Source organism: Acinetobacter sp. CY17 (assembly GCF_059515825.1).
This window is the reverse complement of the sequence record NZ_JCAKMX010000023.1, coordinates 18,805-35,522: the sequence shown is the minus strand read 5'-3', so window position 1 is coordinate 35,522 and position 16,718 is coordinate 18,805. Positions and strand designations below refer to the sequence as shown.

General features: G+C 40.5%; 17 protein-coding genes. 7 read left to right on the top strand and 10 right to left on the bottom strand.

Features of this window, described 5'->3' with window-relative positions; all coding sequences use genetic code 11:
* Window positions 1–11: 11 nt before the first annotated feature.
* From recF to dnaA, 3 genes are all read right to left on the bottom strand, one after another.
* Entirely contained in the window at window positions 12–1,094 is a 1,083-nt protein-coding gene (recF, locus tag AC5YCI_RS13910; protein WP_496130403.1) for a DNA replication/repair protein RecF, read from the bottom strand.
* A gap of 12 nt (window positions 1,095–1,106) precedes the next feature.
* Window positions 1,107–2,255 carry a DNA polymerase III subunit beta gene (gene dnaN / locus AC5YCI_RS13905; protein ID WP_496175725.1) on the bottom strand — a complete coding sequence of 383 codons (1,149 nt, stop codon included), beginning with the start codon at window positions 2,253–2,255 and terminating at the stop codon, window positions 1,107–1,109.
* 97 nt (window positions 2,256–2,352) lie between these two features.
* Window positions 2,353–3,732 (bottom strand): chromosomal replication initiator protein DnaA, encoded by a 1,380-nt coding sequence (dnaA, locus tag AC5YCI_RS13900; RefSeq protein ID WP_496175724.1) that lies wholly within the window; start codon window positions 3,730–3,732, stop codon window positions 2,353–2,355.
* 650 nt (window positions 3,733–4,382) lie between these two features.
* Here dnaA and rpmH point away from each other — a divergent pair.
* The 6 genes from rpmH (at window position 4,383) to AC5YCI_RS13870 (ending at window position 9,615) form a co-directional block, all read left to right on the top strand.
* The gene (gene rpmH, locus AC5YCI_RS13895; protein ID WP_000831329.1) at window positions 4,383–4,517 is read left to right on the top strand and encodes a 50S ribosomal protein L34; all 135 of its coding nucleotides are present in this window, start codon (window positions 4,383–4,385) and stop codon (window positions 4,515–4,517) included.
* A 32-nt stretch (window positions 4,518–4,549) separates the two neighbouring features.
* A complete protein-coding gene (rnpA, locus tag AC5YCI_RS13890; protein WP_122901801.1) occupies window positions 4,550–4,942 on the top strand; it encodes a ribonuclease P protein component in 393 nt (130 codons plus the stop codon).
* A 9-nt stretch (window positions 4,943–4,951) separates the two neighbouring features.
* Entirely contained in the window at window positions 4,952–5,278 is a 327-nt protein-coding gene (gene yidD, locus AC5YCI_RS13885) for a membrane protein insertion efficiency factor YidD (protein ID WP_496130400.1), read from the top strand.
* A 5-nt stretch (window positions 5,279–5,283) separates the two neighbouring features.
* Window positions 5,284–7,041, top strand: a complete 1,758-nt coding sequence (gene yidC / locus AC5YCI_RS13880) for a membrane protein insertase YidC (RefSeq protein ID WP_496175723.1) — start codon at window positions 5,284–5,286, stop codon at window positions 7,039–7,041.
* Between the two features lie 96 nt (window positions 7,042–7,137).
* Complete coding sequence (mnmE, locus tag AC5YCI_RS13875; RefSeq protein WP_496175722.1) at window positions 7,138–8,493, top strand: tRNA uridine-5-carboxymethylaminomethyl(34) synthesis GTPase MnmE; 1,356 nt, start codon at window positions 7,138–7,140, stop codon at window positions 8,491–8,493.
* A 423-nt stretch (window positions 8,494–8,916) separates the two neighbouring features.
* Window positions 8,917–9,615 carry a DsbC family protein gene (locus AC5YCI_RS13870; protein WP_496175721.1) on the top strand — a complete coding sequence of 233 codons (699 nt, stop codon included), beginning with the start codon at window positions 8,917–8,919 and terminating at the stop codon, window positions 9,613–9,615.
* A 57-nt stretch (window positions 9,616–9,672) separates the two neighbouring features.
* Here AC5YCI_RS13870 and AC5YCI_RS13865 read toward each other — a convergent pair whose 3' ends face one another.
* From AC5YCI_RS13865 to AC5YCI_RS13850, 4 genes are all read right to left on the bottom strand, one after another.
* Window positions 9,673–9,924 carry a GlsB/YeaQ/YmgE family stress response membrane protein gene (locus tag AC5YCI_RS13865; protein WP_496130396.1) on the bottom strand — a complete coding sequence of 84 codons (252 nt, stop codon included), beginning with the start codon at window positions 9,922–9,924 and terminating at the stop codon, window positions 9,673–9,675.
* A 180-nt stretch (window positions 9,925–10,104) separates the two neighbouring features.
* Window positions 10,105–10,632: a hypoxanthine phosphoribosyltransferase gene (gene hpt / locus AC5YCI_RS13860; protein ID WP_496130395.1), complete on the bottom strand. Its 528-nt coding sequence runs from the start codon at window positions 10,630–10,632 to the stop codon at window positions 10,105–10,107.
* Window positions 10,633–10,811: 179 nt separating this feature from the next.
* A complete protein-coding gene (guaD, locus tag AC5YCI_RS13855) occupies window positions 10,812–12,125 on the bottom strand; it encodes a guanine deaminase (RefSeq protein WP_496175720.1) in 1,314 nt (437 codons plus the stop codon).
* Window positions 12,126–12,177: 52 nt separating this feature from the next.
* Complete coding sequence (locus AC5YCI_RS13850) at window positions 12,178–13,236, bottom strand: Rieske 2Fe-2S domain-containing protein (protein WP_496175719.1); 1,059 nt, start codon at window positions 13,234–13,236, stop codon at window positions 12,178–12,180.
* Between the two features lie 138 nt (window positions 13,237–13,374).
* Between AC5YCI_RS13850 and AC5YCI_RS13845 the strand changes: the two genes are divergently transcribed.
* Window positions 13,375–13,848 carry a hypothetical protein gene (locus AC5YCI_RS13845; RefSeq protein ID WP_496130411.1) on the top strand — a complete coding sequence of 158 codons (474 nt, stop codon included), beginning with the start codon at window positions 13,375–13,377 and terminating at the stop codon, window positions 13,846–13,848.
* Window positions 13,849–13,893: 45 nt separating this feature from the next.
* Here the strand turns inward: AC5YCI_RS13845 and AC5YCI_RS13840 are convergent, their stop codons facing one another.
* The 3 genes from AC5YCI_RS13840 to AC5YCI_RS13830 form a co-directional block, all read right to left on the bottom strand.
* Entirely contained in the window at window positions 13,894–15,060 is a 1,167-nt protein-coding gene (locus AC5YCI_RS13840; protein WP_496175718.1) for a glutathionylspermidine synthase family protein, read from the bottom strand.
* 3 nt (window positions 15,061–15,063) lie between these two features.
* On the bottom strand, window positions 15,064–15,441 hold the full coding sequence (locus tag AC5YCI_RS13835; protein ID WP_496175717.1) for a hypothetical protein: 378 nt from the start codon (window positions 15,439–15,441) through the stop codon (window positions 15,064–15,066).
* 146 nt (window positions 15,442–15,587) lie between these two features.
* Window positions 15,588–16,547 carry a TerC family protein gene (locus AC5YCI_RS13830; RefSeq protein WP_496130390.1) on the bottom strand — a complete coding sequence of 320 codons (960 nt, stop codon included), beginning with the start codon at window positions 16,545–16,547 and terminating at the stop codon, window positions 15,588–15,590.
* Window positions 16,548–16,718: the final 171 nt, after the last annotated feature.

Here is a 16,718-nt window from a genome sequence, read left to right as displayed (position 1 = left end):
AGATGGGTAAATCATTGTGTGACAAGGCGAACCTCACCGTTTTCAACTTTGAATAATTGATAAGAAATAGACAAATCATGTAAGTGAGTTTGCACTGACTCATGGTCTAAAGTGGTAATAAAAACTTGACTACCAAGTTGGCTCAAGCGCCCAATTAAACGTTGTTGTGCGGTTAAATCTAATTCTGCCGTCAGATCATCTAATAATACCACAGTTTCCTTATTACAAGCATGTAGCATTGCAATCTGTGACAGTTTTAACGCAATGATTAACAGCTTTTTTTGACCGCGCGATAGCACAACGTCAGCATCACCCAGTGGGGTTTTCAAGCGCAAATCAGCACGATGCGGACCATATTCGGTATAACGTCTCTCAAGGTCTTTTTGATGATGAGTAGTCAGATCATGTAGTAAACCTTGTTCATGATGAAAGCCGGCTTGATACTCAAGTCTGATCTCTAAATCAGGTAATAAATGCTGTAGATCTTGAAGCAAATAGTGTTGCCATTGCTCAATAACACTCAAACGTTGCTGATGCAAAATTTCACCATATTGCGCCAATATTTGGTTCCATGGTTCTAAATCATTCAAGCTCAAGTGACGCTGACTTTTTAGTAAGCTGTTGCGCTGTTTTAAAGTACGCGAATAGAACTGCCAAGCTTGATAAAATTCAGGTTCCACGTGAAACATTAACCAATCAAGTAATTGTCGACGTGGCTTGGCGCCATGATCAATAATGTCAGTACTTAATGGGTCAACCCATTGCAAGGGTAATAGGCGTGCTAATTGACCCTGAGTCGCAATATGATCGCCATTGAGCTTAATAGTTTGCTCACCTGAAATCAGCTTTTGCATACCAATTTTATCGCTTGGCGATTGGGCAAATACAATGGCATCAGGTTTACCCTGCTGAATGTAGTTTTTAGGCATATGCGTTCGAAAAGAACGTCCGGTCGCCAGTAAATGAATCGCCTCTAAAACCGAAGTTTTACCCGAACCATTCGCCCCATAAAAGACGTTAAACGGCTGCAACTCTTGGAGTGCAACCGCTTCTAGATTTCGAACACGTTGGATATTTAAACGCGTAATATGCATAAAGCTAAACGCTTAAACACGCATTGGCATGACCACATAGGTCTGATCAGGATAAGCCGTATCTTGTACTAAGACTGAATGATTGGCTTCCGTCATGGTCATTGATACATCTTCGCCATCAAGGACGTTTAGTACTTCAAGTAAGTATTGTGAGTTAAATGACATCTCGAGTTCATCACTATTGTACTGAATAGCGAGTTCTTCGGTGGCTTCATCTTGCTCAGGGTTATTGGCACGTAGTTGCAAGGCATCTTGTTTAAAAATTAAGAATACGCCACGTAATTTTTCATTACTTAAAATCGAAACACGCTGTAAAGATTGCTTAAACACATCATGCCCAATCACTACTGTTTTATTGCCGCCACGTGGAATGACACGACGATAGTCAGGGAACTTACCATCAATCAACTTGGTGGTGAAACGTACGCTAATATCAGGCTGATCTTTATCACGGCTTGGCGTACTAATGGTGATATTAAGCAATTCACGACCAATTAATAAAGATAATGGTTCATCTTCAAGGCTCAATAAGCGTTGTAACTCTGCAACTGCTTTACGCGGCACAATCGCTTGGATTGGCTGAGTGGCATTAGAAGAAGCTAAAGTTTCACATAGCGCCAAACGGTGGCCATCTGTGGTCACAGCACGCAATTGATTCTCTTCGACTTCAAGCAATGTGCCTGTTAAGTAAAAACGTACGTCTTGTACAGCCATCGCAAACGCAGTTTTTTCAAATAGACGCTTAAGCTCACGCTGCGTTACGGTCACTTGTGTGCCGTGTGTACTTTCTGTGGTGAGTAATGGGTAATCTTCAGCAGGTAAAGTACCTAAAACAAAGCGGCTACGACCAGAGGTGAGCACACAACGTTGATCTTCAGAAACTTGCAAATCAACTACAGCACCATTAGGTAAAGATTTGCAAATATCGACTAACTTACGGGCAGGTACAGTGGTCTCACCGGCTTTTAAACATGCACCTTCAGCTAAAGCAGTACTGGCCACTAGCTCTACTTCTAAATCTGAGCCTGTTACGGTCAAAGCCGTATGCGTTACCTGCACTTTAACGTTAGATAAGATATTAAGAGTATGACGACGTTCTACCGCGCCCACGACGTGAGAGAGAACATTAAGTAAGCTTTCTTTCGCGATTTTTAAACGCACAATACATTCCTCTAACAGCTGAAGATGAAATTTTTCGATGAGTAATATGAGGTAGAACTTGCACTATTGCAAGGTCTAGCATTTGAATAAAACTTAATCAGCTTTGTAACAAACGCTGTAGGTTTTTATAGTCTTCGTTAAAGATAGGATCTTGTTCACGTAGGCTTTGCACTTTTTCACAGGCATGCATGACTGTACTATGATCACGCCCACCAAATGCCATACCAATTTCAGGAAAACTATCGCCAGTGAGTTCACGTGCCAATCCCATTGCCAATTGACGTGGTCGAGCGTAAATACGTGTGCGTTTAGGGCCCACCAATTCTTTTAATGGAATGCGGAAGTATTCGCTGACTACACGTTGAATATTTTCTGTACTAATGGTGCGCGCACGAATTGCGAGCACATCTTTTAACGATTCACGCACCACATCAAGATCAATAGATGTACCTTTAAAACGCGAAATTGCGACCACTTTATTCAGTGCACCTTCAAGTTCACGCACGTTTGCCACCACTTGCTGAGCAATAAAAAGCGCGCAATTACGTGGTAAATCTACCCCTGTGCTTTCCGCTTTTTTTAGCAGAATCTCAATACGCGTTTCAATGTCTGGTGGCTCAACTCCTACAGATAAGCCCCAAGAAAAGCGTGAAACTAAACGTGGATCAAGTTCAGTTAATTCTTTTGGATAACGATCTGAAGTTAAAATGATTTGTTTTGATTCATCTAACAGCGCGTTAAAGGTGTAGAAAAACTCCACCAAACTGGCTTCTTTACCCGCAAGTAAATGAATATCATCCACCAATAATAAATCTAAAGAACGACAGTTCTTTTTAAACTCTTCAACCTTACCTTGTTGTAGCGAGGTAACAAAATCTTGTACAAAGCTTTCTGCAGTCATATACATGACTCGAGCATTTGGTTTGGCTTGCAATAAGGCATTACCGACTGCTTGCATCAGATGCGTCTTACCTAAACCAGTAGGTCCATATAAAAATAATGGATTATGTTGCGGTTCACCTAGTTGGGTTAAAACCTTACGACAGGTTTCGGCTGCCATTTGGTTAGAACGACCTTCCACAAAAAGGGAAAACGTAAACAAAGGATTAAGCAGACGTTTGCGATTGGCTTTGGCTGCCTCATCTTTATCTTTTTTAGCTTTAGGCTGAATAGACTGAGGTACTGGGCTCAACGCAGCTGTGCTGGTTGCTGGCTGTTCACTTGGTGACAAAATTGCACCAGGACGTGAGTCTACTAGAATCTCAACCTTTTGGATGCGCCCTTCAGAGAGCTGCTCAGCCAAAATTGAAATCAACTCTAGGTGATGCTCTTGAATATAGCGCGTCCAATAAGGATTAGGCGCATACAAACGCAAACAGTCTTGAGTTTCTTCTGCAACTAACGGTCGAATCCACATTGTGAAGACATTTCCAGATAGCTCTTGTCGCAAGCGATCTAAGCAGTCTGTCCAAAGCATGTGAAACCCCTATATATCCGTTAACAGATTTGAAAATTACCGCGCCAAGCCAAAGCGGGTCGCCATTCTAACTAAGTTATCCACATCTGTCATGAGCAATCGCAGCGATTTAGTAAAAAAAGCGCAAATTTAAATTTAAATCACAATGTGGATAACTTTATCCATAAGCTGTGGATAAAATATAGCACAAAGTTATCCACAAATTATCCAAAAATTAAAAACATATTTATCCACATAGTAAATTAATGATTTTTATATTCAAAATCGTGTTATCCATAGAAAAATCGCTCCCTAATAATAATAATATTAAATTTATAAATTTAAATTTATTTATAAGCATCGAGTTTTCTGTGGATAAGTCTTAAAATCAAATAAATTTGGAATTAAAATTAAAGTTATAGACAAACTATGAATAAACTTGTGGATAAGTCTGTTAATATCATTGTTGATATTTATTTTATTTTTTTAAAACAATAGTTTAATGTTTGTAGACTAAGGAATATTTATCTTTTCACTGTTTACACGCTAAAAACTTAAACAGCAAAAATTACAATCTAATTGCGTTACATTTGCCATTTTGCATTGACAGCTCAAGCAATGAGCACTAAAATCGCGGACCTTTATAGAAAGATCATTTTTGGAGTTTCAATATGAAACGTACATTCCAACCATCTGAATTAAAGCGTAAGCGCGTTCATGGTTTCCGTGCTCGTATGGCTACTAAAGCTGGTCGTCAAGTATTAGCTCGCCGTCGTGCAAAAGGTCGTCATAGCTTAACTGTTTAATCAATAGTTAAGACTTGACGGTTTTGGGTGTGATGACAACACTTTGCGGCTATAGCACAGAGGTTCGTTTACGCTGTGCTGCCGATTACAAAGGTGTCTTTGATGGTGCGCTTTTTAAAGTGCATCAGCCCCATTTCTTATTTTTAGCAAAACATTCCGAACTGCCGAATAGCCGTTTGGGTTTAGTTGTTGCTAAGAAGAAAGTGCGCCGCGCACACGAAAGAAATAGAGTAAAACGACTTGCTCGCGAAAGCTTTCGCTTGCACCAACATCAATTAGGTTTATTAGATATTGTCGTGATGCCCAAAATGGGGATTGAAGCAGTGCCTAATGCCGAATTGTATCAGCAACTACAATTTGCTTGGCAGAAGTTACAACGCCTTGCTAAAAAGCATTCAAAAATAGCTCCCTCCCCAGAAAAATAGGGATGGCCAATGGTACGTCTACTGCATTGGTTCATTCGTCTCTATCAGATTGCGATTAGTCCATTACTTGGGCCGCGTTGTCGTTATATTCCAACTTGTTCTCAATATGCTTTGGAAGCAGTCCATACGCATGGTGCTGTCTGTGGTGTGTGGTTATCTACGAAACGTATTTGCCGGTGCCATCCTTGGGGAGGATCGGGTTATGATCCTGTTCCATTAAAAGCAATTCGTTTTATTTCCTTTCAGCAAATAGATTCTGATTCTCAAAAGCGTCTTGTTGCTGTACCCTTTCGTGATCGTTTATTGAACCAAAAACACTCTAACCACTTGGGGTAATAGATATGCAACAATGGGCCAGGATTGCAATTCTCGGTGCCATGTTTGTTGTCGCATATTTGCTCATTTTGGCTTGGCAAAAAGATTACGGTAATGCAGATAGTCAGCCGCAGCAGAAAGCTGCCGTGGTATCGCATGATGTATCTGCAGATTTGCCAAATGGTCAGACGGCAGTTGCCGCATCTGATCTGCCACAAGCAAATGTTGCAGCACAACAGGCAACGGACACTACAGCACCTGTAAGTCAACAGCTTATTTCAGTACAAACTGACCTTTATCATCTTTGGATTAGTCCAAAAGGTGGTGATATTGTTCGTGTTGAATTACTCAATCATGACAAAAATAAAGATAGCGATGAACCATTCGTTATGCTTGAAAGCGATGACAAACGTACCTATGTCGCGCAGTCTGGTTTAATTGGTCTTAATGGCCCAGACTCAAGCCGTAATGGTCGTCCAAACTATGAAGTTGAAAAAACTTCATATAGCTTAGCTGATGCTAAAGCTGCAAAAGATAAAGATGGTCAGGCAATTAAAACTGTCACTGTACCAATGGTTTATAAAACCGCTGATGGTGTAGAAATCATTAAAACCTTTACCTTCACTGAAGGTGAATACCCAATTGTGGTTAATCACAAAGTGGTTAACCGCAGTAGCCAACCTTGGCAGGGTCAAATGTTTGGTCAAATCAAACGTGATAACTCTGACGATCCAGGTAAATCAGATCAAGGGATCTTTACCCTTGGTACTTTCCTTGGTGGTGCATGGGGTACACCAGACGAGCATTACAATAAGTTGAAGTTTGATAACTTCAATGAAGAAAAAGTAAGTGTTGACGCAACAGGCGGTTGGGTTGCTATGGTTCAGCATTACTTTGTAAGCGCTTGGGTGCCAGGTGAAATTAAGCTGACCCAAAATGGTGCTCAAGCTTATGCGGCTAAACTTGAATCGCGTAAATCAACCGATGATATGAATATTATTGGTTTTACTTCGCCAGCGATTAATGTACCTGCAGGTACTGTGGCAGAAGTGGATGCGACCTTCTATTCAGGTCCAAAAATTCAATCTGAGCTTAAAGATTTAGCTGTTGGTTTAAACCAAACTGTAGATTACGGTTGGTTATGGCCAATTGCCAAGTTATTGTTCGTGGGTCTGGAATTCTTCCATGGTTTAGTGGGTAACTGGGGCTGGGCAATTATCTTGCTTACCGTGCTTGTTAAACTGATCTTGTGGCCATTATCGTCTAAGAGCTATCGCTCAATGGCGAAAATGCGTGTGATTGCACCTGAAATGCAACGCATGAAAGAAGAGTTCGGTGAAGACCGTATGCGCTTCTCGCAAGAAATGATGGCATTGTATAAGCGTGAACAAGTGAATCCACTTGCAGGTTGCTTACCGTTATTACTGCAAATGCCTATTTTCTTGGCGTTGTATTGGGTTCTTATGGAATCTGTAGAGCTACGTCATGCGCCATGGTTACTTTGGATTCAAGATTTATCTGCAATGGATCCTTGGTTTATCTTGCCGCTGTTGATGGGCTTAACCATGTATATCCAACAGTCGTTAAATCCACAGCCGACTGATCCAATGCAAGCCAAAGTATTTAAAATTATGCCGGTGATTTTTACAGTATTCTTACTGTTCTTCCCTGCAGGTTTGGTACTTTACTGGATCGTCAACAACTTGATCACCATCTTACAGCAAGGTTTAATTAATAAATCTGTAGCGAAAGAACGTGAACAACGTGAAGGCTCAAGCCAGTAATACAACATTACTGACTAGCTGAATTAATCCGCTTAAGATGGTAATCTTAGGCGGATTTTTATTTGTGTTGTTAACAAAGATTTTTAGGTGAATTTTATGCAAACTCAAACCACTATTGCTGCGATTGCCACACCACCGGGGCGTGGTGGCGTTGGGGTAATTCGCCTATCTGGGCCCAAAGCTTATGCCATTGCCCAAAGCCTAACCCAGCAACCCCTTGCCGGTGCACGTTATGCTGCATTTCGTAAGTTTTATGATGCAGCGGGTGAGGTGATGGATGAAGGCTTAGCCATTTGCTTCCCTAACCCCCACTCGTTTACTGGTGAAGACGTGGTTGAGTTGCAAGGTCATGGTGGGCCTATCATTCAAAATGCCCTACTGGCGCGTTTATTAGAGCTAGGTGCTACGGCAGCTAAAGCGGGTGAGTTTTCCATGCGTGCCTTTGAAAATGGCAAGCTCGATTTAGTCCAAGCAGAAGCGATTGCCGATTTAATTGATGCGACTTCGCAAGCTGCGGCACGTTCTGCAGTACGTTCATTGCAAGGTGCCTTCTCTACTAAAGTAAATGCAGTACTTGAGCAACTGATTCATTTACGCCTACACGTAGAAGCAGCCATTGATTTTCCTGAAGAAGAAATTGACTTTTTAGCGGATGGTAAAATTTTAAGCCTACTGGATGGTGTTGCAGGTGCAGTCACTCAAGTACAGCAATCAGCGCGTCAAGGACAGTTATTGCGTGAAGGCTTACAAGTGGTGATTGCAGGTAAACCAAATGCGGGTAAATCATCGCTATTAAATGCTTTAGCGGGTATTGAGCGTGCCATTGTGACTGATATTGCAGGTACAACCCGTGATGTGCTACATGAGAAAATTACTTTAAATGGTTTACCAATCACCTTAACCGACACCGCAGGTTTGCGTGAAACTGGCGATATCGTAGAAAAAGAAGGCATCCGCCGTGCCATTAAAGAAATTGAGCAAGCGGATTTATTGTTACTGGTGTATGACTTAAGCCAAGGTGAAGACCCATTACAATTGGCGCAAGACTATTTTGCTGATCACATTGAACCAAAACGTCTCATGCTGATTGGAAATAAATGTGATTTAACTAATGTAAAAACCGCAATTTCTGATTTAAATGGCTTCCGTCATATTACTGTCTCTGCTAAGCAAGAAACTGGCGTCCAATCGCTCATAGATGCGATTACAGCGCATGCAGGTTTCCAACCAGAAGAAGATACCTTTATTGCACGTACTCGTCATTTAGATGCAATGAAGCGCACACAGTACTATCTTGCAGAAGCGCGTGAGCAACTGGTGGTGTATAACGCAGGTGAGCTGGTGGCTGAATCGTTACGTTTAGCACAAAATGCATTAGGTGAAATTACTGGTGATTTCAGCGCTGATGATTTGCTTGGGAAAATCTTCGGTTCGTTCTGTATTGGAAAGTAATACAACAGCCCTCTTATGAGGGCTTTTTTAATGGCTAAATCAAGCAATATGCTATAGATATCTGAGTATTTTTAGGCTAAATATGTGGATAACTTTGTACTTATCCACGACTTAAATTAAGTTGTGAGTAAATGATATGGCTTAAAGAGCGATAATATAGTCGAATTGTGGATAACTTGTAGAATCATGTGGATAAGTGAATACCTATGTATGAATTTAAAAATAATTAAAAATCAATAAGTTGTTTATATGTTATTTGTAGATTTATAATTTTAGGCTGAGGTTAAAATATTATTTTTTGTTTCACGTGAAACATTTAAGCTGTTGTGATTAGGTAATCAAAACCGTATCACTGTGGTCTATTTTGAGCATAACAGCGTAGAATTAAACAGCATATAAATCTAACACTTGAGTACCTCGGGTATGAAAAAAACCATATTGAGCATGTTACTGCTCAGCCTATCTAGCTTTACCCTCGCTGACCTCACTACTGCACAACAAAATCTTGCTAAAAATTATCCTAATTTGGCAGTAAAAAATATAGCCCATACCGAAATGCGTGGTATTTATAGTGCTGAAATTGATGGACAGGTGGTGTATTTAAATGATGATGCTGAACATTTGATTGCAGGTAATATGCTGCGTTTAAAAGATCAAAAAAGCCTGACTCAAGAATTGATTGTTAAAAATAACACGGTGAGCTGGGACAGTTTACCCCTGAAAAATGCGATTAAATCAGTAAGGGGGAATGGTAAGCGCCAGCTTGCGATCTTTTCTGACCCAAATTGCCCATATTGTCAACAGCTTGAAGTAGAAATGAAAAAGCTAAACGATGTGACAATATATACCTTCATTTTGCCATTAAAAACACAATCAGTCGCAGTGTCTAAGCAAGTCTATTGTGAAGCTGATCCTGCTTTTGCATGGCAACAGTTAATTGGACAAGGAATTGCACCAAAATCTAAAAAGAGTTGTAAGAATCCAATTAATGCCAATATTGAACTGGCTAAAAAATTAGGGGTTTCGGGCACACCTGCCATTATTTTCTCAAATGGCTATCGTGTGTTGGGCGCTTACCCTGCCACTGAAATTGAAACAATCTGGCGTGAACTAGGCTTATAAAAATAAAGCTTTAACCTAAAAAAGCCCTAAATTTTAGGGCTTTTTTTATAGGTATTTTTAAGCTTTTTTACTCAGCATGTTGTAAATAAATAAAATCACAATCGCACCAATAATAGAGGCAATAAAACCTGCTGTTGAGTTTTCGCCGTATAAACCTAATAAACGTCCAGCATAAGTTGCCAGCAAGGAACCCGCAATCCCAAGTACAGTAGTCATTAAAAAACCAGCTTTATCTTCACCTGGATGCAGTGCTCTTGCGATTAAGCCAGCAACAAAACCCACGACAATTGCAACGATGAGTGACCACATAAGTTGTCTCCTCTAGAATTTTGATGGTTGTTTTCAGGGTTATTTATCTATTCTATAATTCAGGATTCACGCCGAGCACTAAAGCCAAATTACGCTAAAAAATGTTGCTTTTTTGTGCAGATGTCGATTTTAAAAAATAAAAAAAGTGGCCTACGGCCACTCTCTCTAAGTGATTTGATCTTAAAGACCAATTTCACCAATAAATGGAACATGTCGATATTTTTGATCGTAGTCTAAGCCATAACCTACGATAAATTTATCTTCAACTTCAAAACCTAAAAATTTCACTTCAAGTTCAATTTCACGGCGTGAAGGCTTACTCACTAAAGTACATAGCTCAATGGAGTTTGGCTCACGCGTTTGTAAAATTTCTAATACTTTACTTAAGGTATTACCTGAATCGATAATATCTTCAACAACCAGTACGTCTTTACCACGGATTTCGCCATCTAAATCTTTTAAGATTTTGACATCACGTGTTGAAACTGTACCGCCGCCATAACTTGATACAGTCATAAAATCGAGTTCATGAGGTTTAGTAATGGTACGGCAAAGGTCAGCCATAAAGATTACTGAACCGCGAAGCAAGCCAATCAGTACCAGTTCTTTGTCGCTATTTGCATAATGTGCATTAATTTTAGCGCCAAGTTCCTGAACTTTCGCTTGAATTTCTTCAGCAGAAATCATCACCTTCATTTCAACAGACATGGGTAGATACCTAAAAAGCAAAATCAAAAATAAAAAAGGTGTTGACCTGCAACACCCCTAAACATGTTTTAATTTTAAAGCATCTTCTCTACTGTTGCATCCGTTTTAGTGTTGAAAATGTAAACCAAGGCAACAGATTAAACGATGTGGCTTTAATTGTTGAAACTCTATGCGATAAATTACTGCTGATAAACACAATGACCAAAGACATAGGTGGCTGCAATGTTGCGATCATCGCCCATGGTGATCAGCGCAAATACAGCGTCTTCAATATTCTTAGCACGGCTTTGACGTAAACGTTGCAGCGCAGTGGCATTTAAATCTAACACCACAAAATCTGCTTCTTTGCCTAGATTAAAGTTGCCAAGTTTGTCGTCTAAGCTTAAAGCTTTGGCACTGCCTAAAGTGGCATGATATAGCGCCTCAAAAGCAGAGAGTTTATTGCCTTGCAGTTGCTGCACTTTATAGGCTTCATTTAAAGTTTGCAGTTGGTTAAATGAAGTGCCTGCACCTACATCTGTGCCTAAGCCTACTCTGACTTGTTTTTGCCACGCTTTGTGCAGTGGGAATAAACCACTGCCTAAAAACAGGTTTGAGGTTGGGCAAAAAGCAATCGCGGAATCAGTATCATGCATACATTGCCACTCATCTTCTTCTAAATGGACACAATGCGCGAATACAGATTTTGAGCCTGTTAAACCATAATGATGATAGACATCTAAATAGCTTTTTTGAGCAGGAAATAATTCTTTAACCCAAGCGATTTCATTTTTATTTTCACTTAAATGGGTATGTACATACACATCAGGATATTCGGCTTTGAGCTGCCCTGCTTTGCTAAGTTGAGCTTCTGTAGAGGTGGGTGCAAAGCGTGGTGTGATTGCATAAAGATTACGACCTTGACCATGCCATTTGTCAATTAAGGCTTTGGAATCCGTATAAGCAGTTTCGGCTGTATCACACAGATCTTCAGGCGCATGACGATCCATCAACACTTTACCAGCAATCACGCGCATGTTTTTGCGAGTTGCAGCTTCAAATAAGGCATTCACTGATTCAGGATGCACAGTGGCAAAGACTAAAGCGGTTGTGGTGCCGTTTTTGAGTAGTTCTTGAATAAAGAACTCGGCAATTTTTTGGGCGTATTCAGGGTCTTTAAATTGTAATTCAGTCGGGAAAGTATAGGTGTTAAGCCACTCTAACAGTTGTTCACCATAAGCCCCAATCATTTCGGTTTGTGGGAAATGAATATGACTATCAATAAAGCCGGGGACAATCAATTGTTCAGGATAATGCTGCACTTGAGTATTGGCATCGAGCAGATGTTGCCCTTCCTGCCACGAACCAAAATAGTCAATATGACCATTTTTGCTAATCAGTAAACCATCTTCCACATATCGCACTTGGTCGTGAATTTCACGCGCTTGGGCAACCGTATTCTGAATATCGAGGAAGCGACCGCGGATCGCCGTCGTTGCAATTACAGAAGACATTTTTAACCTGCGAGTTTTATTTTTTCGATTGATTGTACCCAATATTGAGGGCTTAAACTGTATAACGTTTACTCAGTCCCCATTCTGCTAAAATACGGCGATATGTGGTGGATGAGCGGTCTGCTTCAAAATGTGCTTCCATCATTAAATCCAGCGGCAGTTCTTCTGGTTTTTGGGATTCAACCATCTCTTGATCTTCAGCAAAAATTTGCGCATTAAACGCATAAACTGCTTCTAAGTCGCCTGTTTGGTCAAAATTACGCGTCAGGGGTACAAACAAACGGGTTTTGTTGTGTGAAATAGGACAACAGGCATTTAAGATTTTGAGTACGCCATCATTCGGGAAATCTACAGTCAGAATTGCGCTAAATGGTGGATAAACATCAAAGGTACGCTTCCACTCAAAACCTTCAGGGGCTAAATGCTGTAAGCCATGTGGATAGTTACTCACATCACTAATATACGTGCTCTTTAAACCATAATCTGTGCGTTCAGTTTGGTATTTAGGTACCACAGGATTGTCACGACTGGCAAAGGCCTGATCATGCACCCAAGCAAAATGTGCGACATCAATAAAGCCTTCAAGTTGACGACCACTGGAACCTGCAATATCTACAAATGGCGGTAGGATTGCTTGATGCTCAGGATGATCCCATGTCTCTAAGACAGGGAGATTAGCGCTATCGACATCGCGTGCAAAAATACTGGTCCAAATCAACCCATAGCGCTCGACCACAGGAAATTTAGTTAAACGAAAACGCTCAGAGATTTTTTTTAGATCAGGCTGAGCAGGAATTTTATTGCATTGACCATCAGCACCATAATGCAGCCCATGATAAGGACAGATAATATTTTCATCTTCGACCCAGCCCTTTGTCAGTGGGACACCGCGATGCGGGCAAATGTCCCGAACTAAATGAATTGCGCCACTTTGGGTTTGATACAGTGCCATATTCACGTCTAACAAGGTCACGCGTTGTGGTTGCATTGACACATCTTGCACACGCGCCACTGGATACCAGTGTTGGGCTAAAATTTGCCAATCACTTGCATCAAATTGACTGTTACAGGGTTGATCAAACAGCTGTAGTGTCGGAATAATGGCGTTCATGCTGTGCTCCTAAAATTTGATGGTGACCACAACTACAATGCAAATTCTTTGCCAAGATAAAAGGCGGTTTTTGCCCTTTATCTTTGCGCCTTAAATGCGTAAAGTGTGAAAATTAATCAATTTAGAGCCAAGATTTGTATGTATTTTTGGAATAGCAAAGCCCTTGCCCATGAGTTGTCTGCCAATACTTTAGAAAAAAAACATTATAAAAATTATTACCTAATGACAGCTTTACTGGTTTCTTTGGTGTACTACTATGGCATGTATTCACCTTACTTTAATTTGAATATTATTGCAGTTGAAGGCCTACTGACCTTGGCAATTATGGCGATTGGAATTCAATCTGCTTATCGTGCCAATGGTGGTGATGAGGGCGAGCACTTTATTAGCCGTATTACTGCCTTATCTTTTCCAATTTTGGTGCAAACTACCCTAGCAGGTGTGGTATTTGGGGGCATTTTATTAGGTTTATATTTTGCCTTGAATTTAGAAGGTACAGCCTTTGATGAATGGTATGAATGGACAATCTCTGCCTTTACCCTATTTTTACAAATTTTATTTTTTACTCGTTTAGTGTTTTATATGCGCCGTGTAGCAGCGCATAGTATCTAAGTCATAATAGGATCTAAGCAATAAAAAGTGGCGAAAGCCACTTTTTTATTCGACAAAATAATGCGCAGCAAAATGAGCATCGTTACCAATGACCTCAAACACATCTTCACGTAAAGACATGCCATGACATTGATCACCGACCATCCATAAACCTAAGGTCGGCAGCATGCCATCATATAATGGTGTTTTAACCCATTGCTGCATCACATAGCCAGATTGATCATATTCATCAAAATGAAAACTGCCCGAGGCAGCGCCATAATCTAGATTGTTTTGAACAATATGGATATTGGCGCCTTCGCGTGACAATACTGGTTTACGTGCCCATTTGCCTTGATAGTTCTGCTGTGGATCATAAATATGCGTTTCAGCCAGTAAAGGATGATGTGGATAGCGTTGCCATAGCTCAACTAAGATAGCTTTATTGGATAACAGCATTTTCCAACAGGGTTCGATCCAATCTATATTAACTTCAGGTCGAATAAACTGGCTAAATTGTTCTTGCCATAACCATTCCCAAGGGTACAACTTAAAGAGATGCCGAATGGGTTGTTCGGCTAGATCAACAAAGTCGGTTTCATCCCAACCAATATTTTCCATAGACAATTCATGCACGTTTAGTCCTGCTTGGAACGCAGTGTCCATGAGATACTCTAAATTGCCCCAATCTTCACGCCCTGCTTCTTGGCAGGCAGCAAAATGTACATGTTGACCTGCGCTATAGGTGTGTTGCCAACGTGCAATCAGTGCTTCGTGAATACTATTAAATTGATCACGATTGGCAATATCTTGTACTTGCTCTAGCCAATGCCACTGCGCCACGGAGGCTTCCAATAAACCCGTTGGCGTGTCAGCATTGTATTCGAGCATTTTAATATTCTGACCATCATAGGCAAAGTCAAAACGCCCATAAAGCATTGGGCTTTGTTTGCGCCATGAATCTTCAATACAAGCAATTGCTGCATGCGGAAGATGAAAATAATCAGGATAATTGCCCCGCTTTACCATGTCTGCGACAAGGTCTAAGCACATCGCATGTAATTCATTGCTGGCATCTTCAAGCTGTTCAATTTGTTGCAGACTAAACTCATAGGCGACACCCTCTGACCAATACATTGAGCCGTCACGTGAAGCCAAATCAAAATAATCAAAGCCAATATCACGTTGCTGTTGTTGCCAATCTTGACGCGGTGGCAGTAACACCCGTTTCATACTTTAGCCTCCAAAAGATGTCCCACCTGTTGCACGGCCAAAACCGCCACGGCGAATCGGTTTGGATTTAGCATCTTTAAAGACATGTTGTGACAGGACGGGTTGATTGATATGACGGGCACCTTGAGCAGTTAAAGTACGGCCTAGGTATTTGACTTTACGATTATTACTATAGTACTGCGGACCAATATAGAAAATTTGATAGTTGCTTGAGGCAGTGTGATAAGAGCTGGTGCTGTTATAAGGCTCACACAGATTTTGGTCCCAATCTTGGCTACAATAATATTGGCTGTTATAAATATCTTGTTGCAAGCGACCAGAATTACTACACGCAGCCAATAATACTGGAACTACGACCAAACTCAGTTTTTTGCTGCGCATGTATCAGACCTTTAAGGCTATTTCTTAATATAAAATGAACTTTAAGCATAGGCAGCTGATGAATTAAAGTACAGCATTTTTGCCACCAAAATATAGTAAATTCCCATAAAAAAAGCCCGACCGAAGTCGGGCTTAAATATGTTGTTTTATAGCATTTCTTGGCGTTTACTATGTCGAATAGATAACCATGCCGTAATACCTAACACCACGACAATAAAGCTCAGTGAAATCCAAATTGGCATATGGAATACATCAAGCATTAGCATCTTAAAGCCAATGAACAATAAGATAATACCTAAGCCATACGGTAAATAATGCATCTTAGATGCAGCGCCTGAAAGTAAAAAGAACATTGCACGCAGACCTAAAATTGCCATTAAGTTAGCGGTTAACACAATGAATGGATCAGAGGTGACTGCGAAGATGGCAGGAATAGAATCCACCGCAAAGATCACGTCAGATGCTTCAACTAAAATTAACACTAAAAATAATGGCGTTGCCCATAACACGCCATTTTCACGGACAAAGAATTTATTGCCGTGCATTTGTGGGGTGATGCGCATATGTTTACGTAAAAATTTTAAGATCGCCATATCTTCGATATTGGTTTCTTCTTCATCTTGACCTTTTAAGAATTTAAAGCCGGTATAGACTAAGAACGCACCGAAAATATATAGCACCCAAGAGAATTCTTGGACAAACCATGCACCAATAAAAATAAAGATAGTACGTAGAATAATCGCGCCTAATACACCGTAGAGTAATAATTGACGCTGTAAGGCAGGTGGGATTGCAAAAGCAGCAAAAATCATTAGCCAAACGAAGACGTTATCCACTGCCAAAGATTTTTCCAGTAAGTAACCGGCAAAGTATTCCATTACTTTGGCATTGGCAATATTCACGCCTACGGTTTGCTGTAAATACAGCCAAAGTCCACCACCAAATAAAGCTGCGACAGTGACCCACGCAATACTCCAATAGGCAGCAGTTTTAATTTTAACGTCTTGACCTTGGTTTTGGCGAAAACCTAAAAAGTCGATGACTAACATGACAGTCACTAGGCCAAAAAATGCCACGTACAGCCAAAGATTGCCAATAGTTTCCATGTGTATGCTCCACATCGAGCAACTGGCCATAAAAAAACCTTGACCAGTTGCTAGACACAATTTGTCTATAACAACATGATCAAGGTCTTGCCTACATAATTACAGTATTCATGTGTAACTATGCTCAGATACCGACTTTTTGCAAAGTGTAATGACGATAGTCTGACACCT